Origin of the sequence: Corynebacterium faecale (genome assembly GCF_030408735.1) — a bacterium.
In the GTDB taxonomy this organism is placed as follows: Bacteria; Actinomycetota; Actinomycetes; order Mycobacteriales; family Mycobacteriaceae; genus Corynebacterium; species Corynebacterium faecale.
In genome coordinates, this window is sequence record NZ_CP047204.1 from 2,889,879 (window position 1) to 2,913,468 (window position 23,590).

Genomic DNA, 23,590 nt, shown 5'->3' on the forward strand with positions numbered 1-23,590 from the left:
GACGTAACAGTATTAACTAGCCCAGATTCGACGCCATGATCAGCACCAGCACTGCCAGGCAGACGGCGGTGATGCTCATGGTCAACCAGCTCACCGCACCCCGTGGTGCCTTGAAAGCCACCAGCGCGCCGAGTACACCGCCGAGGGTGTTGAACAGCAGATCATCAACATCGGTATACCCGACGGCGAAGGTCCACTGGAGAACCTCGATGCCCAGGCTGGTCAGACCCGCGAACAGCACCGTTTCCAGGAAGGGGAACCTGCTGCTGCGGGCACGGAGGATGAGGTAGAGGAAGAATCCGAAGGGCACGAACAGGCCGATGTTGCCGAAGGTGTTGGTCCACGGTCCCCACCACACGGGTGGGTCGATGAAACCGTTGAACAGGACCAGATCCAGGGATCGTTGTTGATGCGCCTCGGTGTTCCACAGTCCACCGAGGGATAGTTGGTTCTTGAACAGGGTCAGGATCACCAGCAGGACACCGTAGACACCGAAAGCGAAGGGCACCGCCGAGGGCAGCGACTGCCTGAGGGAACGCTTCATGGTGTTATCGTCCTGCCTTGTGGGATCACCGACAGCATGGTCCGCACGGATCTTGATTAATGACATGTGAGGCTACGATAGGCCCCCGGCCTGTACATCCACTGTCAGTGTGCAGGCAATTGCTTGATCGCAGACATGATATCGCCCACACCCTAAACCAGCCCACACGTGCAACCAGCCCGCTCCCACAGTCAGCCGTGATCCCTGCGGGCACCCCCTCAATGTGTATGGTCCCATGCGCATGGGCTGCCAATCCGCTTCTAGCGCAGCGGGTTAAAAGGCGCGATCGCCGGGTGGGTGACCCCGGTGTCCATGAGCTGCGCCAGGTATTTTCCGGTGGCAGGTCCCAACACGATGCCCCACATGCCGTGCCCTCCGGCCACGAATATGTCCCGGGCCGTGGTCTGTCCGACCAGTGGTTTTCCATCGGTGGTGACCGGACGGGAGCCCACCCATTCATCCTGGCGGTCCTCGAAATCGATGCCCTGCATGAGCCGACTGGCCTGATTGATGATCGCCCGGATGCGCTTGGGGTCCAGTGGTTCATCGGGGCCCCTGAACTCCATGGTTCCGGCGATTCGGAAGCGGCCCTGGTACGGGGTGCACGCCATGCGGTGGTGTGGCAGATAGAGCGAGTGCTGGGCCGGGATCTCCGTGGCCACGGAGAAGGAGTATCCACGGCCGGCCTGCACCATCGTGCTCACACCGTGGGTAGCTGCCAGCCGGGGCAGCCAGGCGCCCGTGGCGATGACCACTTTGTCCGCTTCCTCCCGCGAACCATCGGCAAAGAGCACCGCGGGTTTGTCGCCGGCGGCCACATGGGTGACCTCCGCTCCGGTGCGGATCTGCCCGCCGCGTTCTTTCACAGATCGTGCCAGGGCGTCTACGTAGGGGCCCGGTTCGATGAATCGTTGGCCCTCCATCCGGTAGGCGATGGGTACTTCGTCGCTGAGCATGGGCACGAAATCCCCGGAGTTGTCCAGGCGGGTCATGTCCACCTGTTGACCGTGTTGGCGGACCGCCTCCACTTCACGGAGGAAACCGGTGGATTGGGATTCATCCTCGAAACCGATGATGAAGGGTTTCTTGTGGGTTATCTCATCCACGCCACCGGCCTGGAGCTCATCGAAGGCCGCCAGCGCCACCTGACTGATGGGTGTGAGATCGCGCAGGGTGGTGTCCCACCGGGTGGTGGTGGCATGGGCCATGAAGCGGGCGAGGAAGAGCCACAATTTCCGATCAATACGCATGGGCATGTGCAGCGGTGAATCCACATCAAAAAGGGTGCGGGCCCCGTATTTCCACAGCAGCGGGTCAGCCAGGGGCAGTGTCTTGGCCGGGGTGAGCCATCCGGCGTTACCCCAGGAGGACCCCGCGGCCACGCCCTCCCTATCCATGACCGTGACCTCGAAACCACGTTCCTGCAGGTGCCAGGCGGTGGAGAGTCCCACCATGCCGGCACCGATGATGATCACCCTGCCCATACAATCCTCCTTAAGATGTGATCCCCACCATACCGCCCACATGCTTATCGACGCCCCCACCGTCCGCCCGTTCCCCGGCCTCCCAAAGGGGAACAGGGCCCGGAAAATGCACAAACCCGGCTCAAGGTGCACCTTGCGGTGCCCCCTTGAGCCGGGTTGGAGAACAACCCACTAAAGAAGTGGGGAGTGGCGTTTAGTTGCCTGGGAGGTCGAGCTCGATGCCCCATGCAGCAGCGGTGTTCTCAATGTTGGTGATGTTGACGAAGTAGACGCCAGCAGCTGCCACTGCGGTTGCCAGCAGGGTGTAGCCGTACCAGACCTGGCCGAAGGAGGTAACTTCATCGAAGTCCTTGGAGGAACCGAAGATGTTGCGCTCGTAGTCGTTGGCGCCCAGTGCGGTACCAACCTGGGAGGAAGCGGAGGAGCCTTCAGCGGACTGAGCCATTGCAGGGGCGGCGGTGAGGGCAAGTGCGCCAGCGGTGAGCAGGGCGACAGCAGAAGTGCGGATCTTACGCATAATGTGTGGGTCCTTATAATTTTGTAACCGGGAAAACTCTTGAGTCCCGACAAGGATAGCAAGCACTCTCGGCGATTGCCCAGAATTTTCACAATTAACGTCAAGATAGGGGATTCCCTGTGATTGCAGCACCCGTTTGCGGGGGACAGCTGATGTTCTACCCCTATTATCCGGCCCCTCAATGGCAAGAGGATTGACCGCCGGCCGTTTCCCACTTGACACTTTGTTGATATGACAATAAAGTTATCCACCAGAAGCCGTGCAGAACCACACCGGCATAATCCAAAACACTTGAAAGTTGTACTAAAATGTCTGAGACCCAGAACAACCTTGTCATCAACGAGGAAGCACAGAACATCCTCTTCCGCGAGGCACGCACCGCCAATGCCTTCACCGACGAGCCTGTCACCGATGAGCAGATCAACGCCATCTTCGATCTGGTTAAGTGGGCACCAACCTCCATGAACAACCAGCCACTGCGCGTCATCGTGATCCGCTCCGAAGAGGCCAAGGCACGCCTGCTGCCACACATGGCTGAGGGCAACCGCGAGAAGACCGCCAAGGCTCCTGCAGTGGCACTGCTCGCAGCTGACACTGATTTCCATGAGGAAATGCCACAGATCTTCCCTGTCTTTGAGGGCGCCCGCGATATGTTTGCCGCCGATGACGCCATGCGCGCATCCACCGCTGAGCTCAACACCGGTCTGCAGATCGGTTACGCCATCATCGGCATCCGTGCAGCTGGCCTGGCCGCCGGCCCGATGACCGGTTTCGACGCCGACGCCATCTCCAAGGAGTTCTTCCCAGACGGCAAGCACCGCGTCCTGGTCGCCATCAACATGGGCAAGCCAGCTGAGAACGCCTGGTACGACCGCCTGCCACGTCTGGCATTCGACCAGGTCATCAAGACCCTCTAAATCCCACGGTCAATACCCCGGGAGAGCAAAAGACCACAAGGGGGCCGTCACCTTATATCAGGTGACGGCCCCCTTGTGGTCTCGTCATATGCGGCGACCGCGCTGATCATACTGAAGGATCAAGGCATCTCAATGACATCACGCAACCCCACCGGGGCGCAGGCGAAAGCGGAGGGAAGCTCAGCAAGCGCATATCGACGACCAAATATCGCATCCCAGGGCAGCTGATCCTGGTGCTCGGACAGGAAGCCGACGGCCTGCCTCAGATGGTGCGGCTCATAATTATGGACACCGGTGATGGTCCGCCAGCCCCGCACCACCCATTCGGGATCCATCTCCACAGGATGCGTGGGAGCGACGGAGCCGGTGAGTTGAAACCCGGGGATGAACTGCCCTCAGAGGCACAGTTATGCCGACAGTTCGCAACAGCGCGTGGCACGGTACGCCAGGCTGTGGCCCTGTTACGCCAGGAGGGCATGGTGTCATCGGGGCAGGGGCGCAGATCCCGGGTCCTGGACACGGTGCCAACCCAGTCCTTCGAGGACAACCTCTCCTTCACCCAGTGGTGCATGGCCTCCGGGGTGGAACCAGGCCAGCAGACCCAGTGGGTGACCAGGCAACGGGCAGATGCCCGCATGGCCATGCTCCTGGATCAACCCGAGGGCGCCAACATGGTCTCTGTGTTGAGACTACGTCTCATGGATGGTGTCCCGGCCATGGTGGAACGGTTGAACTACCCACTGGAGGTGGGTATCCACATCCTGACCTTCGATACCGATTCCGGATCCATCTACCAGCACCTGCGGGACAAGGGGGTGGATATTGATTCCGCCACCCGCACCATCGATGCCATGCCTGCTGACCCGACCGATGCCGAGCTCCTGGGCGTGCCGGAGGGGACCCCACTGCTGCGGGTCCGCCGACGGGCATTTACCTCTGATGGCACGCCGGTGGAAGCTTCAGATGACCGATACTTGTTTGACAAGGCCAGTGTTACCGTCACCTCGACCAGGGCCACCCCCTCGAGCCTGACGCTGGTGTCACAGATACCGAGCGCCTGACCTCATCACATTATTTCACCACGAGGTTGACCATGCGGCCTGGGATGACGATCTGCTTGATCAGGTTCTTGCCCTCAACCTGGGCGGTGATCTTTTCGTCGGCAAGCGCGATCTCAATGATCGCCTCCTGGGAGGCGTCAGCGGGCACGGTGATGCGGCTGCGGACCTTGCCGTTGATCTGGACCGGCAGCTCAACCTGGTCGTCCTTCAGCCACTTCTCCTCGAAAGTGGGGAAGGGCTCATAGGTGACGGTGTCCTGGTTACCCAGCTTCTTCCACAGCTCCTCCGCGATGTGCGGGGCAACCGGGGAGGTCATGACCACCAGCGGCAGGACAGCACCAACAGGCACGGCACCCGGGTAGGTCTTGGTCAGGTAGTTGACGTATTCAATGAGCTTGGCCACCACGGTGTTCACGCGCAAATTGGCATAGTCATCGCGGACACCTGCGATGGTGCGGTGCAGGTACTTGTTGTCCTCATCGGTCAAGGCCTCATCGCGGGTGAGTACCTCACCGGTGTTCTCATCCACGATCAGACGCCACAGGCGCTGCAGGAAGCGCTGGGCACCCACCACATCCTTGGTCGCCCAGGGGCGGGAGGTATCCAGGGGACCCATGGACATCTCATAGACGCGCAGGGTGTCCGCGCCGTAGTTGTTGCAGATATCATCCGGTGCGACGGCATTCTTCAGGGACTTGCCCATCTTGCCGTATTCCTGGTTGACCTCTTCGCCCTGGTAGAAGAATTTTCCATCCTTCTCCTCAACCTCTTCGGCCGGGACATAGACACCGCGGGCATCGGTGTAGGCAAAAGCCTGAATGTAGCCCTGGTTGTACAGGCGGCGGTAGGGCTCCTTCGAGGTGACATGACCAAGGTCGAAGAGGACCTTGTGCCAGAAACGGGAGTACAACAGGTGCAGCACGGCATGCTCAACGCCACCGACGTAGAGATCAACACCACCGGGATCATTCGGACCGTGGACATCCGGCCGTGGCCCGGTCCAATAGGCCTCATTCTCCAGGTTGCAGAACTGGTCATCATTGGTGGGGTCGATATAACGCAGCTGGTACCAGGAGGAACCTGCCCACTGTGGCATGACGTTGGTGTCGCGGGTGTATTTCTTCGGACCGTCACCCAGATCCAGTTCAACCTCAACCCACTCGCGGGCCTTGGCCAGGGGAGGGGAGGGTTCAGAATCGGCATCCTCCGGGTCGAAGGAGACAGGCTTGTAGTCCTCAACCTCAGGCAGCTCGACAGGGAGCATGGACTCGGGCAGGGCGTGCGCCAGACCGTCCTCGTCATAGACCACCGGAAAAGGCTCGCCCCAGTAACGCTGACGGGCAAACAGCCAGTCACGCAGCTTGTACTGAATGGTGCCGCGTCCGAGTTCCTTGGCTTCCAGCCATTCGATGGTGGTGGCCACCGCTTCCACCATGGCCAGGCCGTTGATATCCAGGCCCTGATCATTGGCGGAGTTCACAGACTCACCTGAGGCGGTGTAGGCAGCCTCTTCGATGTTGCCGCCGGCGACGACCTCGATGATGGGCAGGCCGAAGACGGTGGCGAACTCATAGTCGCGGTCATCGTGGGCCGGGACGGCCATGATGGCACCGGTGCCATAACCGGTGAGGACGTAGTCGGCGATGAATACCGGGATCTGCTCACCGTTGACCGGGTTGGTGGCGTACACACCGAGGAATACACCGGTCTTGTCCTTGTTTTCCTGGCGCTCCAGGTCAGACTTGGCCGCGATGGAGGCGCGGTAGGCCGCCACGGCCTCCGCCGGGGTGGCCTGGCCGTTGGTCCAACCGGCATCAATGCCGTCATAGGAACCGGAACCGGAGGCCACCAGGGTGTCCACCAGCTCATGCTCAGGTGCCAGCACCATGTAGGTGGCACCGAAAAGGGTATCGGGGCGCGTGGTGAATACCGTGATGGTTTCGCCGTTGGCGGTGAAATCAACCTCCGCGCCGCGGGAACGGCCGATCCAGTTGCGCTGCATGGACTTGACCTTCTCCGGCCAGTCGAGCAGCTCCAGATCATCAATGAGGCGATCCGAGTAGGCGGTGATGCGCATCATCCACTGGGACAGGTTCTTGCGGAACACGGGGAAGTTGCCGCGCTCCGAGCGACCGTCGGCGGTGACCTCCTCATTGGCCAGCACGGTGCCCAGGCCCGGGCACCAGTTGACGGTGGAGTTGGAGCGGTACACCAGGCGGAACTCATCGACGGCCTGCTGCTTTGCGACGGCGCTCAGGGCACTGTAATCAGACCCGTCCTTCGTGGCGACCGCGCCGGACTCCAACAATGGGATCAGCTCAGCAATAGGGCGGGCCTTCTGCTGCTCGGTATCAAACCAGGAGTTGAAGATCTGCAGGAAGATCCACTGAGTCCACTTGTAGAACTCCGGATCAGTGGAGGCAACAGAACGGCGCGGATCATGGCCCAGGCCGAGCGCACCCAGCTGACGCCTCATGTTCTCAATATTGGCCATCGTGGTCGCACGTGGGTGCGTACCGGTCTGGATGGCGTACTGCTCAGCCGGCAGCCCGAAGGAGTCATATCCGAGGGTGTGCAGGACATTCTTACCCAGCATGCGGTTATAGCGGGCGAAAACATCCGTGGCGATATAACCCAGCGGGTGTCCGACGTGCAGACCGGCACCGGAGGGGTACGGGAACATATCCTGCACGAACAGCTTGTCCTCGGGCAGCTCACGACCATCTGCCGGTGCGAGTTCCCCCACCGGGTTCGGGGCGTTGAAAGTGCCCTTGTCAGTCCAGTAATTCTGCCACTCGCCCTCAATCTTGTTGGCCAGCTCTGGGGTGTAACGATACGCCAGAGACTGTGCGGAAGAAGAGGTGCCTTCGCTCGGATTAGTCATGGTTAGACAGTGTAGTAGAGGGACTGGACACGGGATATTCTGGGCAGTTTTTGAAGGCTATCCCACGGCCCGAAAGGAAGGGGGCTGGAATTTAAGACGGATAAAGCCGTACAATATGAAATTATGTGGAAACCCCTGTTCGCAGCAATCGGACTGATCAGTCTCGCCCTCGGCGCAGTGGGTATCTTCCTGCCGATTCTGCCGACCACACCATTCATGCTGCTGGCAGCCTTCTGCTTCGCGCGCAGCTCCAACCGACTCCACCGATACCTGGTGAACCATCCGGTGTTCGGGGAGTACATCTCCAACTACTACAACCACGCGATGACCCCACGCCACAAAGCACGCACCCTGGCAACACTCTGGTTCGGCATCACGGTGTCCTGCATTCTGATCGGCGCGCTGATTCCCTGGATCATTCTGCCGACCATCGCCCTCCTGGTGAGCATCCACATCATCCGCCTGCAACCCAGGCCGGAGGCCAGCCCTGTCATGGAAGATGAGGGGCTCGTGGAGGGCATAGAGGGCGTGGAGGGCGAGGTGAGCCTGGTGACACCTTCGCCGGCAGACCACAGGGCATGAGAATCACGGTGACATTCACTCAATGATTGAATTGATTCAATCAAACTGCACCTTCATTTCTCATGATTGAATCATTAGATCAACGGGGTTAAACTGCAGCTTATGGATACCAAAGAGCTCCGTGAGATCATCTCACGCGGGGAGAAAATAGATGTCGAGTTCAAACGACGACGGAGTTCACAGGATCTCAACGATACGGATCTGGTCAAGAATGCAGCCTGCCTAGCTAACGGCGAAGGCGGGTTGCTCATAGTCGGAGTTGAAGATGACGGCGCTATCACCGGATGCGCCTCTTTCCACCCAAAATCAGGTTCAACAGACCCTCGCAGAATAGAAGCACTCATAGCGCACCAGACCATTCCAGCACTGCCCACAACAGCAGAAGTACACACGCTGGAGAGCAAGGAAATACTGTGTATCTCCGTCCCCAAGGCTGACTCACCAGTGGCTACCTCAAAAGGGGTCTACCAGAGGCGAGCGTTGAGAATCGACGGCAAGCCCGAATGCGTAGCAATGGATCCGAGCTACCTTTTTAGTAGATACAACTCCGTGAACGCGCGTGACTGGGCAAAACTCGAGGCGCTCGGCGCATCCTTTGACGACCTCGCCCCTGATGAGTTCGAACTCTTTCGGCGCATGGTGCGACAACAAGGTGGGGATGATGTTCTAGCCCAGCTCAGTGATGAAGAGATTGCGAGAGCCCTGGGCTTTTTCAACGATGACCCCGACCCAGTTAAAAATGGAGCGATCCTTCTCTTTGGCACACGCAGAAGCATAGAACGATGGGTACCCAACCATGAGATCATCCTGCAGGTGATGGACGGTTCTGAAATCAAGGTGAATAAGCAGATCAGATCACCCTTGCTGAGTGCCATGAAAGAAGTGGCAGAGCGGCTGGACATCTATCGCACAGAGGAAGAGATAAACTCTGGACTTCTAAGAATCGCAGTGCCGAACCTACCCGAACGGGTGACCCGTGAAGCGGTTGCCAATGCGCTGGTGCACCGGGATTACACAGCACTCGGTGCCGTAAGAATCGTCCTTGACCTCCATAATCTGAATGTCACCAGCCCAGGGGGGCTGCCCCGTGGAGTTACCTTAGACACTTTGCTCAGCGCGTCCACACCCCGAAGTCCAGCCCTGGCCGATGCATTCAAACGCGCAGGGCTTGTCGATCGTGCTGGTCGAGGCATCCAGGTGATGTATCGTATCCTGCTCTCTGCTGGTCGGGCTGCCCCCGATTACTCAGCAACCACTGATGAAACAGTTTCGGTAGAGGTACCTGTCAGCGGGTCCAACTTGGAATTCGCCCGGTTCGTTACTACCTGGCAGAGCAAGAAGAGTGAACTGGAAGTGCTTGAATTGCGACTACTTCACCTTATCCATACCGAGGGACGCTTAACACTCGATGAGATCGCCAACCTTCTCAATGGCACTCCCATACGCATACGGCGTACCCTCAATCACCTTGCAGATGCGTCTTTGATCGATGTTATTGGTCGAGGCGGATCCAGGGAGTTCAGATTGGGAAGCGGTTTCTACGACATCGTTGGGCGACGCCCCGACTTCATCCGCTCACAAGTAATGAACGATGTGCGGGCAGAACAGTTAATCCTGGCCTACCTGGGCGAATACGGAAGCATCACCCGTGCACAAGCTGCGGAAACATGCGGACTGACCGGACAGGCGGCGTACCGGATCCTGCGATCACTCTACGAACGCGGGGAGATCGTCAAGAAAGGACAAACCAGGAACACCCATTATGTGCTTCCCTGATGCTCTGCATTCAATCAATGATTGAATTGATTCAATCAAAGTGCACCTTCAGTTCTCATGATTGAATCATTAGATCAACGGGGCGTTGGGGCGGGGGCTTAAGGGACCGCGGCAGAGGCGCTACGCATGTTCTTCGAGAGGATTCAGACGGACTCGCACTGACCGGTCTCCATGGGGTTGGATCGCCTCGAAAGTACCGCTGTTCTCGAGGTAGGTGACCGAGAGGTCATAATGCAGCTGTAGACTCAACCAGAATTGAGGATCAGGGCCAAGGTAGGCAGCCAGGCGCAAGGCGGTATCGGCGGTGATGGCGCGCTTGCCATGAACGATCTCGTTGATCCTGCGCGGAGGGACATCGATCGCGCGCGCCAAACCATTTTGAGATAACCCCAGGGGCTCCATGAACTCCTCAAGAAGTATCTGGCCGGGCATGACCGGACTCTCGTCGGATTTTCCCGCCGAACTGTTCTTGGCAACCATGATGCGTCACATCCTTCCGCAAACCACTCTTCATTCTACGGGCACGGAGTGGGCACGGGCCAGGTTTGGGATTTCATCCCCGTTAGCAGCATGATGACGCAGCGCGTTATGGATATTCCTGGAAGGTATAGCTATGACGCGGGGCGGGTGTGCGCATTGATATCGAGGAGAATCATCTCTTCCTCCACATGGACCGTGTACACCTGCGCAGCTTTCCGGGCCGGATACCGGAGGGGTTCCCCAGAACTCAGACAGAACTGCCCCTTATGGAGCCAGCACTCCAGCACGCCGTCTTTCACCATACTCTTCAGATGACTGGCACCGACGTGGGTGCAGGCATCATCGATGGCGTAGAAGTGCCCGCCCTCGCGGAAGATAGCGATGTCCCGGTCGTGACCTGATTCCATCACTGTGACGAGACGTCTGCTCCCGTCGGGAAATTCATCAACGTGGCAGATTTCGATCATGAGTGAGTTCCTTCGTGGGAGGGGAGACGAACTGGCCCCCTCCGAGAAATCAGAGGGGGCCAGCATCGTGGGTGTGGCTTAGAGCCAGCGGGGAGGTTCAGGAACCTCACCGGTGGAGGAGGTGACACCTTCAGCGCCGCGGCCGGCCGCGTAGCGGACGATGCCGGCAAGGCTGCCGGAGACCTCAACCTCGGAACCACCGCCAGCAGCAGGAGCGGCTGAGTAGCGGTCACCGGTGGCTGCGTCGATAAGCACCAGGCCTTCGCCGTGGCCGAGACCGGCCCACTTGGCGGTGATTTCTGCAGCGAGGGTCTTGAGGATGACCGCCGGGATGTCGCCGAAGCCGGCGACCGCACCAAGGTCAACCGCATGGATCCAGACCTCACGGGAACGCATCCAGAGAATCTCGCTGCCCGGGACCGTACGACCCTGGGCGGTGAGAACCTCATTGCCCCATGCTTCATCCGAGGACTCGCGCCAGTCAACATCCAGGCGGGCAACGGAGTGCTCGTGGAGGTTGCGCAGGGCATCCGGATTCAGCGTGGCACCGTAGGCGATTTCCGCGTTGCGCGCCTCGGGGGAGGAGTACATCGGGGTTTTTTCGCCGGTGTTCGCCCAGTGCATGAGGTTGCACAGTGCGATCGCGTTATAGGCCACGTGAGCGATGATGTGGGAACGGGTCCAACCAGCAAGGTTGGTCGCCTCATCAAAGTCAGCGTTGTCAATCAGGGACAGCTGACGAGAGTAGTGGGACGTGCCCAGCCTTGCCAAGGTCAGCCGCTCAGAAAGCGGGAGATCGTGGAAAGTGCTCATTACTCGAACACCGTCTTGTTCTCGATGTAGCCGAGGCCATCGATCTCAACCTTGAGGGTCTCGCCGTCAGCGACGTAGCGCTTTGGGTCACGTGCGTGGCCCACGCCGCCCGGGGTACCGGTGATGATGACATCGCCGGCATCCAGTGGATAGATGTGGGTGATGTACTCAATGAGCTTCTCGGGGCTGAAGACCAGGTCATTGGTCGGGGTGGACTGCATCTTCTCACCCTCGAGGTAGGTGGCAAGCTCGCCACCGAACTCGAAGGAATCAGGGGTGGTCATCCAGGGGCCGAAACCGGCGGACTTTTCAAAGGACTTACCCTGGTGCCACTGTGGAGCGGCAGCTGGGACGCGGTACTGGAAGTCACGCATAGTGTAGTCGTTCATGATTGCGTAGCCTGCGATGTACTCCTTGGCGTCAGCCTCCTTGACGCGACGTGCGCGCTTGGAGATGACAACCGCCAGCTCACCTTCCCAGTCGATGGCCTTATTGGCCCACTCCGGGACAACAACATCATCGTAGGGGCCGACGAGAGCATCCGGGTACTTCACAAAGAGGGTTGGGTCATTAGGCAGTGGGCGGCCCATCTCCTTGATGTGGTTGGCGTAGTTCAGGCCAACGCAGACGATCTTCTTCGGAGCCGGGACAACGGCGTCCAGATCCTTCTTGTCAAAGGTGACCACCTCGCCGGAGGCGTTCTCAGCGAGTTCACGCCAGTTGCTCTCCTGAAGCAGCTCGCCGACGTTGGCGAAGCCCTCAATCGGGGTAGCTGTGGTCTCGGACTCGACGCGAGCCGTGATGGTGGAGCCGTTGGTACGAATAGTTGCTAGACGCATATTGGTTCTAGATTCCTTCCGGAGTAAAAGTACGTGCGAGGTTCAGAGCCTCGAAGATTGGTGCATCGGAGAAGCAGAACAGATCGGTACCCTCTTCAGAGGACTCGATGCTCCACTTCTGCCAGGACGGAACATTCACGATGTCGCCGTGCTTGGCTTCGAAGGTCTTGTCGCCAACATTGATTGTGGCAGATCCCTCGAATACCTGGAAGCAGCGGTTGCCGACCTCGTGGATCGGGGTGGTCTTGGCACCCGGACGCAGACGGTGGAACTCTGCACGGATGGTGGACATCACGTCACCGCCGGTGGTGGGGTTGGTGTAGCGGATGGCTGCGTGCCCCGGTGCCACGGTACCTGGGTGGCCAGCTTCTTCAAGTGCGAGCTGATCCTTGAGCGCTGCGTCAGTGTGCTCCCATGCGTAACGACCAATGGTGGAGGAAGAGGTCTTACCTGGGAACGCCACTGGGCGCAGACCCGGGTGAGCCCAGAGACGCTCAGAGCGGGACAGGTCAGGAGTGGACTCATCGGTGAGCTTCTCGGTGCCGTACTCGAAGAAGCCGGTGTCCATCTGGTACGCGAACGGGATGTCCAGGCCATCGAGCCAAGCCATTGGCTCGGTCGCGATGTTGTGGTGGCCGTGGTAGTTCCAGCCTGGGGTCAGGAGGAAGTCTCCACGACGCATTGGCACTGGGTCACCGTTAACCACGGTCCAGACGCCTTCGCCCTCAATGACGAAGCGGAAGGCATTCTGGGAGTGGCGGTGCTCAGGAGCATTCTCACCCGGCGCCAGGTACTGGATGGCAGCCCAGAGGGTGGGGGAGATGTAGGTGTTGCCGTCCAGTCCCGGGTTGGCCAGGCCGATGGCACGGCGCTCGCCGCCACGGCCGACGGGAACAAGCTCACCGGAACGCTGGGCGAGCTTCAGCAGCTCTGCCCAATCCCACTTGTGCGCAACTGCACGTGGCTCCGGATGGTTCGGCATGAGGCCACCGATCTGGGTCCACAGTGGCTTCAGGTGGATCTCATCCATGCGCTGGTACATGGCATCGAGCTCTGCCTGCTCCTCAGGAGTGGCTGGCGGAACTTCCATCTGGACATGTTCGGTTGAGTAGTCGGTGTTCTTTGGGGCACCCATCTTGGATTCCTCCTCGTTTATGGTGTCGGTGTCGTTGCCACTCGTGCGGCCCATATGGAACCCCGGAAACATGGGGCTGACCCGCTTTAATGAGGGAAACGTGACCGTTTAACAGTTGTGGCGAACAGTTAAGTCTTCTCACTGTTTGTGAACTCGAACATATTGACATATCAATCGTGACTCAAAGAGTTTCCGCCATGTGGAAACGCTGGTCGGCGGGGGTGGAAAAATTGGATATTCCACCCCTTGAATGACCTTTAGGGAACCCGATACGTGGCCAGTGTGCGGTTCAAATCCCGCATATGGCGGGTGAGGGAATCCACACAGCGGGGGTAGGCCTCACGGAAGCGTTGGGAAGGTACCGCCAACGACAATGCACCCAGAACGTCGCCCACATCATTGAGCAGGCATTCTGCGACGGCGCTCACGTCCTGTTCGAAGAACCCGAAGTTGGTCCCATGCCCCCGGTCACGTGTCCGACGCAGGCGCTTCCGAAGGTTCTCGAACTCCTCATCACTGAGATTCGAATAGAGAGCCCTGAGCTCGCCGGGGGAGAGTTCCGCCAACATGACCAGACCGCCGGAGTTCTGCATAGCCGGCATCACCTGACCACGACGGTTTCCCACACGCACGGGATTTGTGCCCTCCACAGTGTGAATGAAGTGGCAGTTGGGCCCCTGGAGGATGATGAGGTGACAAGTTTCACCCGTCTCCGCGGCCATCGCCTCCATATGGTGACGGCACATGCGGGTCAGATCAGACCCCAGACCAGGCTGGAGAGCCGAAGTTGCCAGGGCAGGGCCAGGCAGATAGAGCCGTGATTCACTACGGACCGCGAACCCACGATAGACGAGCATGGCCATGGATCTATGGACGGTGGATAAACCCACCCCCAGCTCTTCCGCCGCTCCAGAGATGGTCAGGGCGCCTGAATCCCGGAGCAGGAGGATCAGCTGCAGAGCAGTGTCCACGGAGCCCAGAAAAGACTTCGGGGGTAGGCCGTGGGTGGGGGCGATGTTTCTCATTGTCCTTCTTTCCACATAGGGGAATCATTTTGATTGTAACTTAGCTCACCTCGAACATATTTCTATGACATCACACGCATCAGAGGGCGGAGACGCAAATAACAGCGCTCCCGGGTCGACTCGGGTCGGCACGACAGCCCTCGACACCAAGCAGCACTCCTTCACGATCCTCGGCATCGGTGGACGGCGTCTCGCAGCGGTTCTACTGGGCTGGTTCTTCGTCGTCTTCGATGGCTACGACCTGATCGTCTACGGCACCGTTCAAACCGCACTCGCCAACGAGTGGGGCCTGGGCCCCGCACAACTCGGCACCATCGGCTCCATGGCCTTCTTCGGAATGGCCATCGGCGCCGTCTTCATCGGGCGACTCTCAGACCGCGTCGGCCGCAAGGCGGCAGTCATCGGCTCTGTGGTCATTTTGTCAGTGTTCACCCTCCTCTGCGCCTTCGCACCCAACCCCTGGGTCTTCGGCGCGTTCCGCCTGATCGCAGGACTTGGCCTCGGTGGCCTGGTCCCATCCGTCAATGCCATGGTCTCCGACCTGGTTCCACGCCACACGATGTCCGCCTGGGCAACCGTCATGATGTCAGGCGTGCCCCTCGGCGGTTCCATCGCAGCTCTCCTCGCCGGCCCGATCGTCACCTCCTCCGAAGAATGGGGCTGGCGCATCATGTTCCTGCTGGCCCTCATCCCACTCGTGTTCGGCCTCCCACTGGCGCTGAAGGTCATCCCCTCCGACAAGGAGATCCACGACGACCACGTCGCACGTGAAGGCGAAGACGAAGCAGCAGGCTTCAAGGATCTCCTGGCCTCCCGCTACCGCTGGGTGTCCATCTGGTTCGCCCTGGCCACCTTCTTCACACTTCTGGCATGGTACGGCCTGGGAACCTGGCTGCCACGCCTCATGGAGCAGGCCGGCTACAACTTCGGCCACGCCCTGATGTTCACCCTCGCACTGAACCTCGGTGCGATCATCGGCTCCGTAGTCACGGCCTGGGCCGGCGACCGCTTCGGACCAATCCGTTCCGGCGCAATCGCAGCAGCCATCGCCGGCATCGCCTTGTTCATGCTCCTGCTCTACCCACCGGTCTGGGCCGTGTACATCATCCTCATCCTCGCAGGTGTGGGTACCCACGGCACCCAGATCCTCATCATCGCCGCTGTGGCCAACTTCTACCCAAGCAACCTCCGCGGAACCGCCCTGGGTTGGGCGCTGGGTGTCGGTCGCATCGGTGCGGTGGCTGCTCCACAGCTGGCAGGCCTCCTGCTGGCATGGAACCTCGGCGTCAACTCCAACTTCGTTCTGTTCGCCGGAGCAGCAGTCTTCTCAGCCCTGTCGCTGGTGATTCTGCTCCGTCTGCAGAAAGCCTTCGGCCTCCGGCACAGGGTTGTCGTCCAGGGCTGATCCCCAAGGTGGCCTTATGGGGCAGCCTTTTGGGGTGGCCTTTTGGGGTCCGGTTCTAAGGGCAAGCTCCATAAAACTGCAGCTACACCCCAAGGGGCCATCCCACAGGCCCCTTAAACAACACAAACCATATCCTGGGGCTGAGATACACCAAGCGCCCCGGGGAGCAGAGTCCCAGAAGGCCGGAAGTCACCTCCTCCGGTTTGGCACAACACAATCATCCAGTAATCAGATAGGAAGTTTCAATCATGGTTTCCACTCTCACCAAGACCGATGAGCTGAAGGGTCAATCCATCGTTATCGCCGGTGGCGGCATCGGTGGTGCAGCTGGCGCACTGGCTCTCTCCCTGCGTGGCGCTGATGTCACCCTGTTCGAGCGCGCTCCTGAGTTCAAGGAGGTGGGTGCAGGTCTGCAGATCGGTCCTCACGGCTGGCGCATGCTTGAGGGCTGGGGTGTCATCGACCGCATCATCGCAGCCGGTTACCTCCCGGATGATATGCAGTTCCGCGACGCCATCAGCCGCGAAACCATCCTGACTCTGGAATTCGATGAGGAGTTCCAGAAGCACTACGGTGGGCGTTACCTGGTCATCCACCGCTCTGATCTCCTGTCCATCCTGGTTGAGGCTGCCATCGAAGCTGGTGCAGACCTGCATAACGGTGCCACCGTCGGTGAATCACGCCGCACTGAAAACGGCATCGAGGTCGACCTGGAGTGGACCGACAAGGAAGGCCCAGCCACTTTCGAAGCTGACGCATTCCTGGCATTCGACGGCATCCACTCCCGCCAGCGCAAGCTGCTCGTTGAGGATGAGCCGGTTCCTTCCGCCTACGTTGCTTACCGCGGCACCTCCAAGCTGCAGGAAGATGAAGCCATGAAGGACCTCAAGTCCGTCATCGGTTACATCGGACCAAACGTCCACTTCATCCAGTACCCACTCCGCGGTGGCGAGCTGCTCAACCAGGTGGCTGTCTTCGAATCAAAGCGCTACCTCGAAGGCCGCGAAGCCGGAAACGTCCCTGAGGACTGGGGTAACCCAGAGGAGCTCAAGCAGGCGTACACCCACTGCTCCGACTTCATCCAGGACCGTCTGGACACCCTCTGGACCAACAACTGGTGGCAGATGTCCGACCGCGAGCCAGTTCTCAAGTGGAACCACGGCCGCATGCTCCTCGTTGGCGACGCCGCACACCCACCACTGCAGTACCTCGCTTCCGGTGCCGTCATGGCCATGGAGGATGCTGAGGCCATCGCCATCTTCGCTTCTGAGGCTGCTGATGCCGGCAACCTGGATTGGGAAGAGGTCTTCGCAGAGGTATCCGCTGAGCGTGCACCACGCTGTGCCCGCATCCAGACCACCGGTCGTTTCTGGGGCGAGCTGTGGCACCTCGACGGCACCGCCCGTCTGATCCGTAACGAGCTCTTCCGTCAGGCTGACCGCACCGGTTGGTTCCAGTACGCCGATTGGCTCTGGGGTTACGACGCCTCCAAGCGCGAGTACCTGAAGGATCCTTCCAAGGGCGATCTCCCAGCTGAGATCCAGGAGTGGCGTTACGCCCTCCTCGAAGAGCAGAACATCGCAAACTAACGCTCACTCACGGTTACGGCCACCCCACGCATCACGCGCGGGGTGGCCATTTCTGTTCCTGGGTTCTGCGTTGAGTACTGCGCTGGGTACCACGCTGGGGCAGGGGAGTGCTGGGGCAGGGGAGGGGCGGCGGTGGCGCGCGGGCCTGTTAACTACGACATCGCAACGCAGACATCCCAAGACCGACATCGCAACGCAGACATCACGCTGAAACCAGGCCAAAAGCGACCGATGTCTGTGTTGCGATGTCGTGGTTGGGGATCCAACACCCCGGCAACGCTTCCATAGGCATGAAAAAGCGCACCCCGAGAGGTGCGCTATGGAGAAACAATCAGATGAGGAAATCTAACGCTTGTGCTCGATATCGGATGGGGTGATACCGAACTCGACGCGATCCTCTTCGGGGAGATCTTCCTCGTGGGTCTCTGAGATCCTGCCCTTGGAGAGCTTGTTCACGATGACTGCGATGGCGCCATCACCGGTGACATTGGCTGCGGTGCCGAAGGAGTCGATGGCGATGTAGGCGGCGATCATGAGGGCGACCTGTTCGGTGTCGAAGCCCAGCATGGAGGCAAGCATGCCGGTGGCGGCCATGATGGCACCACCAGGGACACCCGGAGCGGCGATCATCGTGATGCCGAGCATGAGCAGGAAGCCGAGTGCCAGCCCGATGCTGACCTCGATGTTGTAGATGTAAACAACGGCGAAGGCAAAGAGGCTGATCTTCATCATGGAGCCAGCAAGGTGGATGGTGGCGCACAGTGGCACCACGAAGCCGGCGACGTTGACATCCACACCATTTTTCAGGGTCTGCTGGTAGGTGACCGGGATGGTCGCAGCTGAGGAGGATGTGCCCAATGCGGTGAAGTAGGCAGGCAGCATGTGCTTGAACATGGTCCACGGGTTGCGCTTGGCAATGACACCTGCGGTGATGAACTGGATGGCCAGGAACAACCAAGTGCCGATGACTGCGAGGATGAGCACCTTGCCGAATGCGGACATGATCTCCATGAGACCGCCGTTCATGCCCAGGCCGAGGAAGATGCCGAAGATGAAGACCGGAAGCAGTGGGATGACAAATGAGGTGATCACCTTCATTACAACGCGCTCAAGTTCACGGGTGACGTTGTACAGGTTGTTGGACTTGACCACGGTCATAGCCATGCCGAGGCAGAACGCCAGCAGCAGTGCGGTCATGACCTCAAAGGGGGGTGGCATCTCGATATCGAAGTAGGGGACCAATGCGTCCGCATTCAGGTCGATCTCGCTGATGTTCGCGTGATCAGCGAGCATCCATGGGTACAGGGCCCTGGCTACTCCATAGGCGAGCAGACCGGACAGGATGGTGGAGGCATAGGCGATGCCGGCCACGATGCCCAGCCATTTGCCTGCGCCGCGGCCGAGACCTGCAATGGCTGGGGCGATGAGGGCGAAGATCAACACCGGGATGAAGAAGTTCAGGAAGTTTCCGAACAAGCCGTTGAAGGTGGTGAAGATCTGGGCGAGCCACACCGGGAAGAAGAGGCTGCAGATGATTCCGAGGATGATCGCGATGACCACCCGGAACAGCAGCGATGAGCTCAAACTCTTGATGTCCATGGTCGTTCCTACGTGTTATAAGGGGCCTCTGTGAAGGATCCACCAGGCTGCATCCAGGCACCTCGGGGTGGGGAGGTGGTGGTGTGCGGTGATCAGTTCTAGAAGTCTTGAAAAGGTTGTTGTGCACGCGCTGGATCAGGTTGGCTCCGTGAGAATGCTGAGAGGCAATCATGTTTTGTGGTAGCCCCACCACCCAACTGCGATAGGAATCAGATTACTGCACTCATCTGGTCTTACCTATCTGAGCAACAGGATGTTTGTACTGGTGGGGCGCGTGACCGCCACGCACCCACCCGGAAGCGAAACTGCCCCCATCTGGGATTACGGAAAGGAATACACCAGGCGATAGAGTGGTTGATATGACGGTGATTGGCATTATTCTTGGTAGCCTCTTTGGCATTCTCGCAGTCCTTCTCATCGTGGCTGGTGCTCTCGCTTGGACCGCGAAGCTCCCCGGAAACCCGGTGATCGGCATCCGTGTTCCAGAGGTCCGAAAGTCCCAGGAACTGTGGGACATGGCTCACCGTGTCGCCGGCCCCCTATGGGTACTGTCCGGCGTGGCCTGGGCAATCGCGGCCCTGATGTCCTTTGCCGCAACCGGCTGGATGTGGCTGGTCGTGGGCCTCGGAGTTGTCGGTGGACTGACCTTCCTGGGCATGGGTGCCGGCATGGGTGCCCACACCGTGGCCATGGTGGATGCGAAGCGCAAGGCTCAAGGGGAAAGCTCCGACTCTGAGGGTGGCTGCTGCTCCTCCGGTGGCGAAGGCGGCTGCTGCTCACCGTCTGAACAGTCCGAACCATCTGAATCAGCATCCCAGGCATCTGCAAATGCCCCTGTGAACAATGCCACGCCGCTCAACGCACCGGCCATCGATCTGGATGCCGTGCGCAAGGCAGCCCAGGCACAGACCCAACAGAAATAATCTCTGAGAAATTCACCTGGCCCCTCGCACTTCAGCGCTGAAGTGCGAGGGGCCATTTTTTATCACTGCGTTTAAAAGCTAGACGCTAGCTGCTTCCGAAGGAGCTGCCGGTGCTGGGCGCTGCTGGTGTCTTATCGTCAGCAATGTCCCCCGGGGTTTGATCAGTTGCGTCGCCCCAGATATCAGTACCGGGGATGCCATTTTCACATGCTTCGAAGACCGGGGTGAGGGGTGCGCGAAGGTCCTGCAGAGGAACGAAACTATCTTTCAGGATCTTGAGGCCACGCTCAGCCATGGCGGAGGCCCCCGGGGATTCATCCTCCATTACCTGCCGCAAGACGAAAGGAAGATCCATGGCCTCGAAGATAGTAGGAGCGGAGGTGGGGAACAGCTGGAGGCTGTCGGTGTCATGGTTGTACCGGATATCCCAGAAGGCAATACCCAAATTTTCGATTTGAGCCAACAGGGGAAGGAACTGGAGGGCAACATCTACTTCATTGGAGATCTCGGAGCCATTATCAAAGCTGCGGAATCCGGCGTCTGCGGCCTTTGCGCTGACCTGCCTGATGAGAACTTCGTTATCGGCGTAAAACTCCACATCCATATCCTCGATGCTTGCTTCATCATAGATTCTTTGCAGCTCATTGAGTTCTGCGGTGGCGGCAGGAATTTCAGCCTTGAGGTCATTGATCATGGTGGTCCGGGCTTGCGCAAACTTGGACTGGAAGAACTGGATCTCGCCGTCTGTGAAGGAAATCTGACACATGTCATTTTCAAACGTGACGTCAGCTGCGTTGGCAGTGGGGGGTGACGAGGCCGGTGAGGGCGATCGCGGCTGCGCCGATGGCGAGGGGGAGGGCGGAAAAACGCACAATAAACTCCTGCGAAAGGTATAAGGGGTAGATGCAGTGCTGAAATACTGCGCTTTTATATTTAGCAGTAGTGCGGTATTTAGCAAGGCAGGATACTTACTACCCCCCATAATGAGACAAAGATCCCACCCCGTGATAAAGTTCTCTGTTGTGAACAACTTCTGTCAATCCCAGGGCACCCAGTGGTGGTGGCGCGCTAGATAAGCGGGCCAAGGATCACCAAGTTGTTTTCACACTGAAGATTTCAAGGCTCGTGTGCTTCGTTCGACGAAGTGGCGGGCCTTTTGTGGTTCACGGGAAATTCCTGAAAACCCACAACCGGCAGGCCCCCGGAATCGAACGAAGACTCAGGCTCTAAGTATTAGTTGAGTTGTTCTTAAAGTTCGTTTCCAGTGAAAGGCTGTTGCCCCCATGTCGATACCGACACACACCTCGAAGCACACCCAGGTGAGTGCCTCATGAGCACCGCCCCCCACGTTATTTCCCGCACGGTGCGCTATCACGAGGATGCGTCCAGTCTGTTCGCCCACCTCGGTGGCACGACCGCTGATGATGCCGCCCTCCTGGAGAGTGCTGATATCACCACCAAGAATGGCATCTCCTCTTTGGCTGTGTTGAAGGGTTCGGCACGGGTGACCTGTAGTGGCCAGCGGGTTGCGGTGCAGCCATTGACTGAGTCCGGGCGCATCGTATCCGCCCGTCTCGCGGAGCAGCTCAGTGATTACCGGATCTCCGCGCTGTCCCCGGAGCATGGCAATCCGGCGACCTTCGAGTTCCCGATCTCGGAGGCGGTGGATGAGCGCGAGCGTCTCACCTCCATCAGCACCATCGAGGTCTTGCGGAAGCTGCAGTTCGAGTCCGGGTACGATCACTCGGCGTTGCCTCTTCTGATGGGTGGGTTTTCCTTCGACTATCTGGAGACCTTCGAGGTGCTGCCGGAGGTGGGGGAGGGGATCAACACCTACCCTGATTATCAGTTCCTGGTCGCGGAGATCATCCTGGATATCAATCATCAGGAGCAGACCGCCCAGCTGGTCGGTGTGTCCACCGATGCTGAGGCGCTGGAGGAGGAGCTCGCGAAGCTCGCTGCGCTTATCGACGCCGCCCTCCCCGCCACCGACCATGCTTATAAGGTGACTCCTCATGGTGGCGATACTCTGCGTGTGGTTGCTGACATCCCGGATGCGGAGTTCCGCGCCCAGGTGAACAACCTGAAGGAGAACATCCACAACGGCGATATCTATCAGGTGGTGCCGGCGCGGTCCTTCTCTGCTCCATGCCCGGATGCCTTCGCCGCCTATCTCCAGTTGCGCGCCACCAACCCCAGCCCGTACATGTTCTATGTGCGTGGACTGGACAATAATCGTCCCTATGAACTCTTCGGTGCCTCTCCGGAATCCAATCTGAAGTTCACCGCCTCCACCCGTGAGCTGCAGTTGTATCCGATCGCCGGCACCCGCCCCCGTGGCATGAATGCCGATGGCTCCATCAATGATGAGTTGGATATCCGCAATGAGCTGGATATGCGCACGGATGCCAAGGAGATTGCGGAGCACACCATGCTGGTGGATCTGGCCCGTAATGATCTGGCGCGCGTCTCGGTTCCAGCTACCCGTCGTGTGGCGGATCTGCTCCAGGTGGATCGCTATTCCCGCGTCATGCACCTGGTTTCCCGGGTCACCGCCACCCTTGATCCAGAGCTCGATGCGCTCGATGCCTATCGGGCCTGCATGAACATGGGCACGTTGACGGGTGCGCCGAAGCTGAGGGCGATGGAGTTGCTGCGGGGCGTCGAAAAGCGTCGTCGTGGTTCCTACGGCGGCGCCGTAGGTTACCTGCGGGGCAACGGGGACATGGACAACTGCATTGTCATCCGGTCCGCGTTTGTGCAGGACGGGGTGGCAGCCGTGCAGGCCGGCGCCGGCGTCGTGCGTGATTCCAACCCACAGTCGGAAGCCGATGAGACCCTGCACAAGGCCTACGCCGTACTCAATGCCATCGCGCTTGCCGCTGGTTCCACCCTGGAGGTAGTCCGATAATGACCCACGTTGTTCTCATCGATAATCACGATTCCTTCGTGTACAACCTGGTCGATGCCTTCGCGGTGGCCGGGTACCGCTGCACCGTGTTCCGCAACACCGTGGACATTGACACGGTCCTGGCCGCGGAGCCGGACCTGATCTGTCTGTCACCCGGGCCCGGCTACCCAGCTGATGCCGGCAACATGCTGGAGCTGATTGATCGCACGCTCGGCACCATCCCGTTGTTGGGGATCTGCCTGGGTTTCCAGGCGCTGATCGAGCACCACGGTGGGCGTGTGGAGCCCTGCGGTCCGGTGCACGGCACCACCGACAACATGACGCTGACCAACGCCGGAGTCACCCATAATGTCTTTAACGGTCTGGCCATCGACGTGGAACCGGACCGCCCCGACCTTCCGGGTCGCCTGGTGCCCATCGGGCGCTACCACTCACTGGGTTGTGTGGAGCCACCGAAGGGGATCGTCTCCCTGGGCACCTGCACCTCTGAGATCGGTGATGTGGTCATGGCTGCGGAGACCACGGATGAGATGGCGATCGGGCTGCAGTTCCATCCGGAGTCGGTCCTCAGCCCGACGGGACCGATCATCCTCGGCCGGTGTGTGGACAAGCTGCTTTCCGTAAAAACCCAGAACTAAA

At 59.4% G+C, this 23,590-nt stretch carries 23 protein-coding genes; 10 read left to right on the plus strand and 13 right to left on the minus strand.

Going from position 1 to position 23,590, the window contains the following annotated elements:
• Nucleotides 1-16: 16 nt before the first annotated feature.
• The 3 genes from CFAEC_RS13095 to CFAEC_RS13105 all read right to left on the minus strand — a co-directional run bounded on the left by CFAEC_RS13095 (nt 17) and on the right by CFAEC_RS13105 (nt 2,545).
• Complete coding sequence (locus tag CFAEC_RS13095; protein ID WP_435384290.1) at nt 17-544, minus strand: VanZ family protein; 528 nt, start codon at nt 542-544, stop codon at nt 17-19.
• Between the two features lie 260 nt (nt 545-804).
• Complete coding sequence (locus CFAEC_RS13100; protein WP_290277499.1) at nt 805-2,028, minus strand: NAD(P)/FAD-dependent oxidoreductase; 1,224 nt, start codon at nt 2,026-2,028, stop codon at nt 805-807.
• 193 nt (nt 2,029-2,221) lie between these two features.
• On the minus strand, nt 2,222-2,545 hold the full coding sequence (locus CFAEC_RS13105) for a hypothetical protein (protein WP_290277501.1): 324 nt from the start codon (nt 2,543-2,545) through the stop codon (nt 2,222-2,224).
• Nucleotides 2,546-2,853: 308 nt separating this feature from the next.
• On the opposite strand from CFAEC_RS13105, the gene CFAEC_RS13110 reads away from it, so the two are divergent.
• Nucleotides 2,854-3,462: a malonic semialdehyde reductase gene (locus tag CFAEC_RS13110; RefSeq protein WP_290277503.1), complete on the plus strand. Its 609-nt coding sequence runs from the start codon at nt 2,854-2,856 to the stop codon at nt 3,460-3,462.
• Nucleotides 3,463-3,581: 119 nt separating this feature from the next.
• On the opposite strand, the gene CFAEC_RS13115 is transcribed toward CFAEC_RS13110, so the two are convergent.
• The gene (locus CFAEC_RS13115; protein ID WP_353960113.1) at nt 3,582-3,797 is read right to left on the minus strand and encodes a hypothetical protein; all 216 of its coding nucleotides are present in this window, start codon (nt 3,795-3,797) and stop codon (nt 3,582-3,584) included.
• Nucleotides 3,798-3,806: 9 nt separating this feature from the next.
• Between CFAEC_RS13115 and CFAEC_RS13120 the strand changes: the two genes are divergently transcribed.
• Complete coding sequence (locus CFAEC_RS13120; RefSeq protein ID WP_290277505.1) at nt 3,807-4,523, plus strand: GntR family transcriptional regulator; 717 nt, start codon at nt 3,807-3,809, stop codon at nt 4,521-4,523.
• 10 nt (nt 4,524-4,533) lie between these two features.
• On the opposite strand, the gene leuS is transcribed toward CFAEC_RS13120, so the two are convergent.
• Nucleotides 4,534-7,407 (minus strand): leucine--tRNA ligase, encoded by a 2,874-nt coding sequence (gene leuS, locus CFAEC_RS13125; protein ID WP_290277508.1) that lies wholly within the window; start codon nt 7,405-7,407, stop codon nt 4,534-4,536.
• A gap of 123 nt (nt 7,408-7,530) precedes the next feature.
• Between leuS and CFAEC_RS13130 the strand changes: the two genes are divergently transcribed.
• On the plus strand, nt 7,531-7,989 hold the full coding sequence (locus CFAEC_RS13130; protein ID WP_290277510.1) for a YbaN family protein: 459 nt from the start codon (nt 7,531-7,533) through the stop codon (nt 7,987-7,989).
• 102 nt (nt 7,990-8,091) lie between these two features.
• Nucleotides 8,092-9,765 carry a DNA glycosylase AlkZ-like family protein gene (locus CFAEC_RS13135; RefSeq protein ID WP_290277512.1) on the plus strand — a complete coding sequence of 558 codons (1,674 nt, stop codon included), beginning with the start codon at nt 8,092-8,094 and terminating at the stop codon, nt 9,763-9,765.
• A 120-nt stretch (nt 9,766-9,885) separates the two neighbouring features.
• On the opposite strand, the gene CFAEC_RS13140 is transcribed toward CFAEC_RS13135, so the two are convergent.
• The 6 genes from CFAEC_RS13140 to CFAEC_RS13165 all read right to left on the minus strand — a co-directional run bounded on the left by CFAEC_RS13140 (nt 9,886) and on the right by CFAEC_RS13165 (nt 14,524).
• On the minus strand, nt 9,886-10,245 hold the full coding sequence (locus CFAEC_RS13140; RefSeq protein WP_290277515.1) for a HigA family addiction module antitoxin: 360 nt from the start codon (nt 10,243-10,245) through the stop codon (nt 9,886-9,888).
• A 131-nt stretch (nt 10,246-10,376) separates the two neighbouring features.
• On the minus strand, nt 10,377-10,712 hold the full coding sequence (locus CFAEC_RS13145; protein WP_290277516.1) for a non-heme iron oxygenase ferredoxin subunit: 336 nt from the start codon (nt 10,710-10,712) through the stop codon (nt 10,377-10,379).
• 78 nt (nt 10,713-10,790) lie between these two features.
• Nucleotides 10,791-11,525 (minus strand): maleylpyruvate isomerase family mycothiol-dependent enzyme, encoded by a 735-nt coding sequence (locus CFAEC_RS13150; protein ID WP_290277518.1) that lies wholly within the window; start codon nt 11,523-11,525, stop codon nt 10,791-10,793.
• Complete coding sequence (locus tag CFAEC_RS13155; RefSeq protein WP_290277521.1) at nt 11,525-12,364, minus strand: fumarylacetoacetate hydrolase family protein; 840 nt, start codon at nt 12,362-12,364, stop codon at nt 11,525-11,527. Before CFAEC_RS13155 ends, CFAEC_RS13150 begins: the two co-directional genes overlap by 1 nt.
• A 7-nt stretch (nt 12,365-12,371) precedes the next feature.
• Nucleotides 12,372-13,499, minus strand: a complete 1,128-nt coding sequence (locus tag CFAEC_RS13160) for a cupin domain-containing protein (RefSeq protein WP_290277523.1) — start codon at nt 13,497-13,499, stop codon at nt 12,372-12,374.
• A gap of 257 nt (nt 13,500-13,756) precedes the next feature.
• Nucleotides 13,757-14,524 carry an IclR family transcriptional regulator gene (locus tag CFAEC_RS13165; protein ID WP_290277525.1) on the minus strand — a complete coding sequence of 256 codons (768 nt, stop codon included), beginning with the start codon at nt 14,522-14,524 and terminating at the stop codon, nt 13,757-13,759.
• Between the two features lie 64 nt (nt 14,525-14,588).
• On the opposite strand from CFAEC_RS13165, the gene CFAEC_RS13170 reads away from it, so the two are divergent.
• Nucleotides 14,589-15,929 (plus strand): MFS transporter, encoded by a 1,341-nt coding sequence (locus CFAEC_RS13170; protein ID WP_290277528.1) that lies wholly within the window; start codon nt 14,589-14,591, stop codon nt 15,927-15,929.
• A 248-nt stretch (nt 15,930-16,177) separates the two neighbouring features.
• Nucleotides 16,178-17,518, plus strand: a complete 1,341-nt coding sequence (locus tag CFAEC_RS13175) for an FAD-dependent monooxygenase (RefSeq protein WP_290277529.1) — start codon at nt 16,178-16,180, stop codon at nt 17,516-17,518.
• A gap of 345 nt (nt 17,519-17,863) precedes the next feature.
• Here CFAEC_RS13175 and CFAEC_RS13180 read toward each other — a convergent pair whose 3' ends face one another.
• Nucleotides 17,864-19,117, minus strand: a complete 1,254-nt coding sequence (locus CFAEC_RS13180; RefSeq protein ID WP_290277531.1) for a dicarboxylate/amino acid:cation symporter — start codon at nt 19,115-19,117, stop codon at nt 17,864-17,866.
• 359 nt (nt 19,118-19,476) lie between these two features.
• Here CFAEC_RS13180 and CFAEC_RS13185 point away from each other — a divergent pair, with 359 nt between their 5' ends.
• Entirely contained in the window at nt 19,477-20,040 is a 564-nt protein-coding gene (locus CFAEC_RS13185; RefSeq protein ID WP_290277534.1) for an SdpI family protein, read from the plus strand.
• Nucleotides 20,041-20,125: 85 nt separating this feature from the next.
• Here CFAEC_RS13185 and CFAEC_RS13190 read toward each other — a convergent pair whose 3' ends face one another.
• On the minus strand, nt 20,126-20,806 hold the full coding sequence (locus CFAEC_RS13190; protein WP_290277535.1) for a hypothetical protein: 681 nt from the start codon (nt 20,804-20,806) through the stop codon (nt 20,126-20,128).
• A 256-nt stretch (nt 20,807-21,062) separates the two neighbouring features.
• Here CFAEC_RS13190 and trpL point away from each other — a divergent pair, with 256 nt between their 5' ends.
• From trpL to CFAEC_RS13205, 3 genes are all read left to right on the plus strand, one after another.
• Nucleotides 21,063-21,116, plus strand: coding sequence for a trp operon leader peptide (trpL, locus tag CFAEC_RS13195; RefSeq protein ID WP_193763637.1), 54 nt, complete (start codon nt 21,063-21,065; stop codon nt 21,114-21,116).
• Between the two features lie 254 nt (nt 21,117-21,370).
• Complete coding sequence (locus CFAEC_RS13200) at nt 21,371-22,951, plus strand: anthranilate synthase component 1 (protein ID WP_290277537.1); 1,581 nt, start codon at nt 21,371-21,373, stop codon at nt 22,949-22,951.
• Complete coding sequence (locus tag CFAEC_RS13205) at nt 22,951-23,589, plus strand: anthranilate synthase component II (protein WP_290277540.1); 639 nt, start codon at nt 22,951-22,953, stop codon at nt 23,587-23,589. The genes CFAEC_RS13200 and CFAEC_RS13205 overlap by 1 nt, the downstream gene beginning before the upstream one ends.
• Nucleotide 23,590 lies beyond the last annotated feature (1 nt).

Bases quoted from the DNA above. Each gene is read 5' to 3' on its own strand.
- CFAEC_RS13190 (WP_290277535.1), bottom strand. From the start codon at position 20,806: ATGTGTCAGATTTCCTTCACAGACGGCGAGATCCAGTTCTTCCAGTCC.
- CFAEC_RS13155 (WP_290277521.1), bottom strand. From the start codon at position 12,364: ATGCGTCTAGCAACTATTCGTACCAACGGCTCCACCATCACGGCTCGC.
- CFAEC_RS13205 (WP_290277540.1), top strand. From the start codon at position 22,951: ATGACCCACGTTGTTCTCATCGATAATCACGATTCCTTCGTGTACAAC.
- CFAEC_RS13120 (WP_290277505.1), top strand. From the start codon at position 3,807: ATGCGTGGGAGCGACGGAGCCGGTGAGTTGAAACCCGGGGATGAACTG.
- CFAEC_RS13165 (WP_290277525.1), bottom strand. From the start codon at position 14,524: ATGAGAAACATCGCCCCCACCCACGGCCTACCCCCGAAGTCTTTTCTG.
- CFAEC_RS13100 (WP_290277499.1), bottom strand. From the start codon at position 2,028: ATGGGCAGGGTGATCATCATCGGTGCCGGCATGGTGGGACTCTCCACC.
- leuS (WP_290277508.1), bottom strand. From the start codon at position 7,407: ATGACTAATCCGAGCGAAGGCACCTCTTCTTCCGCACAGTCTCTGGCG.
- CFAEC_RS13185 (WP_290277534.1), top strand. From the start codon at position 19,477: ATGACGGTGATTGGCATTATTCTTGGTAGCCTCTTTGGCATTCTCGCA.
- CFAEC_RS13105 (WP_290277501.1), bottom strand. From the start codon at position 2,545: ATGCGTAAGATCCGCACTTCTGCTGTCGCCCTGCTCACCGCTGGCGCA.
- CFAEC_RS13175 (WP_290277529.1), top strand. From the start codon at position 16,178: ATGGTTTCCACTCTCACCAAGACCGATGAGCTGAAGGGTCAATCCATC.
- CFAEC_RS13115 (WP_353960113.1), bottom strand. From the start codon at position 3,797: ATGGATCCCGAATGGGTGGTGCGGGGCTGGCGGACCATCACCGGTGTC.
- CFAEC_RS13145 (WP_290277516.1), bottom strand. From the start codon at position 10,712: ATGATCGAAATCTGCCACGTTGATGAATTTCCCGACGGGAGCAGACGT.
- CFAEC_RS13160 (WP_290277523.1), bottom strand. From the start codon at position 13,499: ATGGGTGCCCCAAAGAACACCGACTACTCAACCGAACATGTCCAGATG.
- CFAEC_RS13180 (WP_290277531.1), bottom strand. From the start codon at position 19,117: ATGGACATCAAGAGTTTGAGCTCATCGCTGCTGTTCCGGGTGGTCATC.
- CFAEC_RS13170 (WP_290277528.1), top strand. From the start codon at position 14,589: ATGACATCACACGCATCAGAGGGCGGAGACGCAAATAACAGCGCTCCC.
- CFAEC_RS13110 (WP_290277503.1), top strand. From the start codon at position 2,854: ATGTCTGAGACCCAGAACAACCTTGTCATCAACGAGGAAGCACAGAAC.
- CFAEC_RS13140 (WP_290277515.1), bottom strand. From the start codon at position 10,245: ATGGTTGCCAAGAACAGTTCGGCGGGAAAATCCGACGAGAGTCCGGTC.
- CFAEC_RS13135 (WP_290277512.1), top strand. From the start codon at position 8,092: ATGGATACCAAAGAGCTCCGTGAGATCATCTCACGCGGGGAGAAAATA.
- CFAEC_RS13200 (WP_290277537.1), top strand. From the start codon at position 21,371: ATGAGCACCGCCCCCCACGTTATTTCCCGCACGGTGCGCTATCACGAG.
- CFAEC_RS13130 (WP_290277510.1), top strand. From the start codon at position 7,531: ATGTGGAAACCCCTGTTCGCAGCAATCGGACTGATCAGTCTCGCCCTC.
- CFAEC_RS13150 (WP_290277518.1), bottom strand. From the start codon at position 11,525: ATGAGCACTTTCCACGATCTCCCGCTTTCTGAGCGGCTGACCTTGGCA.
- CFAEC_RS13095 (WP_435384290.1), bottom strand. From the start codon at position 544: ATGAAGCGTTCCCTCAGGCAGTCGCTGCCCTCGGCGGTGCCCTTCGCT.